The organism is Okeania sp. SIO2F4, assembly GCF_010672385.1.
Classification (GTDB): Bacteria; Cyanobacteriota; Cyanobacteriia; order Cyanobacteriales; family Microcoleaceae; genus Trichodesmium.
On the sequence record NZ_JAAHGT010001124.1, the window covers coordinates 1 to 2780 of the forward strand.

At 35.1% G+C, this 2780-nt stretch carries 2 protein-coding genes; both read right to left on the minus strand.

Translation table 11 applies throughout. From position 1 onward, the window contains the following. Positions 1–649: 649 nt before the first annotated feature. Entirely contained in the window at positions 650–1576 is a 927-nt protein-coding gene (locus tag F6K22_RS37860; RefSeq protein WP_293109979.1) for a glycosyltransferase, read from the minus strand. 150 nt (positions 1577–1726) lie between these two features. Next, positions 1727–2780: phospho-N-acetylmuramoyl-pentapeptide-transferase (gene mraY / locus F6K22_RS37865; protein ID WP_293109981.1), on the minus strand; the 1054-nt coding region annotated here is incomplete at its 5' end.

Genomic DNA, 2780 nt, shown 5'->3' on the forward strand with positions numbered 1-2780 from the left:
TCTCTAATGTAATCCTATCATAATATCCATTCAAATAAGACTATGTAGCTGTAGTTTCCAAATTTTTCTTGAGGTTAACAAATTTTCCACCATATATCTATAGTAATACAAATTGTTCACTATGATTGTCTTATTTTTAGTAGTCAGTAGTCAGTAGTTGGTAGTTAATTATTAATAGTTAAAACAGCTTTTTTACTTACTATTAATATTTACTCACTCACCAGTTTCATATCTGATTTCAGCAACGCCTAAAAATTTTATTCTCTCTGTAGAGAGCATCTTCCAATTTTCTTTTATATCATGTTCAGATAATCACTTATAATAAAGTTTTTGCTTGTAGTATAGCTCTCAGCCAGAACTTTAGATAGGGCTGAGAGCTATACTACGAACTTTAATTATAATAACTATTTAACCGAACATAATATTACCCCCTGTTAAGCTTTTCCCTAAAACCTTTATTTATGGGGATTTAAAGAGAAATTATATCAACTCAGTTTTGTAAAATTTTTTTTCACACTTGGTATTAAGATAAAAAGCATCACTTTCCCTAGTAAAAATATACTATTATGGTAAATTTGAGTAGATTTTTCGGAAAATTATAAATTGCTAGATTCTCAACACAAAATACTTTGATATGTATATAACCTAACTAAAACCTATCAATTTGTCGCGATTTTTCTGATAATTTTGCTTCTTTTTGACCCATAATTCTTGCCCTACCATTTAGCAAACCAATAGGAGTATTAAATAACTCTACTACCTCTGCTTTACCTGATATTATTTTAACTGTTGTTAGGGGTAACTCTTTTAATAACCATCTACTCAAACGATACACATATTCTTTAGTCTTCAACTCTCTCATTAAATCAATGCCATGGAGTTCATGCAAATATTTATTTGACTTTCCATACCTGCGCCATTGACTTTGTAAATCTTTCCAAGTTGAACGATGTCGATGTTTAATTATCGCTTTTTCTGCAAACTTAAACTGATAAGATGTGTTTCGTAAAATCCGCCAACAAATATCAGCATCTCCACCTGTTGTTAAGTAAGGACGAAATAATCCTACTTCTACAAATGCTTGCTTTCTAATAGCTAAGTTAGCAGTTTGACCATAAGGGCAAAATGGATGAGCTAAAGTATGTTTTTGGGAAAGAGTCTCTTGTTTGTCAGCATATTTTTCTAATAAACTATCACCCGGTAAAGCAAGTATTTCCCCAACGACAAGACCAACATTAGAGTCAGAAAATGGCTGAATTAAATTTTCTAACCATTGGGGTTGGGGGCGACAGTCGCCATCAGTAAAAGCAAGTATTTCGCTATTAGCTGCCCGAATACCAGCATTACGAGCAGCATAAGAACTTTGAATCTGATTTTCTGCCAGTGGGCGAATCGTAATTTCCTTTGACTCTGCTGCTGCTTGAATAATCGAACTACTACGATCGCTACTATTATTATCTACCAGTAAATATTCTACTTGGTCGGCAGAATAAGTTTGCGATCGCAGACATTCTATCAACTCTGGCAAGTCTTTCTCACCATTATAAATTGGTATAACTACAGAAACTTTTGTCATTTTATCCGCTCAAGGAAGTTGTTAAAATTTTCAATGACTAATAGACATCTTGCAAAATTTTTTATTAAATCAATTCAAAATCTGAAATAAACAATTTCATTTCCCTATTCCCTATTCCCTATTCCCTATTCCCGGACTTCTGCAAGAAGTCTAATGTAATAAGCAGAAGCTAACTAGAATTGAACTAACTAAATAAAAAGTTCCTACCACTTGAGTTTCTAACCAACCCGATAGTTCCAAATGATGATGAAAAGGAGCCATTTTAAATAACCGTTTACCTACTCCATCATGACCTTTTGTTGCTTTGTAATAACTCACTTGAGCAATTACAGAAAGAGTTTCTATCAAAAAAATTCCACTAATAATTAAAAGTACCCAGAGAGTATTAGTCAGTAAAGCAACTGCTGCTAAACCACCACCCAAAGCTAAAGAACCCGTATCACCCATAAACACTTTAGCAGGATTACGATTATGAGCAACAAAACCAAGACAACTACCACTCATGCAAGCACAGAAAATCATTAGCTCTAAAGAAGTAGGGGCTAAATAAGCTCCTAATCCTAAAAAAGCGATCGCTCCCAAACCCCCCATTAACCCATCAACACCATCAGTAAGATTTGTAGCGTTACTTTCAGCAACTAAAACAAAACCTGCCAGAGGCCAAAATAGCAATCCCAAAGATAATTCTAGACCAAAAGGTAAAGCAATATTAGTAATCGTGCTAGGCTGACTCCATGCTAGCCATCCACAGAATATAACAGCAAAACCAATCTGCAAAGCCAGTTTCATTTTCGGAGATATTCCTTTATTAGACCTGCGTTGCAAAATTTGCCAATCATCTAGCCAACCAATAAAGGCATAAGCTAGAGTAAGTAAAGATACAGCTATTACATCTGGGTGAAATCTCGACAATATCAGGGCGATCGCTACTCCCACTGGTACAAAAAATATGCCTCCCATAGTTGGAGTCCCAGCTTTTTGTAGGTGGGCTTGGGGGCCATCCTCCCGGATTATTTGTCCAGCTTTCAGCTTTCTTAGTATAGGTATAGCCCAATACCCTAAACTTACAGTTAATAGGCCACAAAGAATTAGGGGAAAAGTCAGAGATCCGATACTAAAGATCCTATTAGCCATCCCATCTAGAATCAAGCCAAAGAAACTTAATCCTAAACCGAGACCCAATAATAAATTTTCTCCCGATAAG

Bases quoted from the DNA above. Each gene is read 5' to 3' on its own strand.
- F6K22_RS37860 (WP_293109979.1), bottom strand. From the start codon at position 1,576: ATGACAAAAGTTTCTGTAGTTATACCAATTTATAATGGTGAGAAAGAC.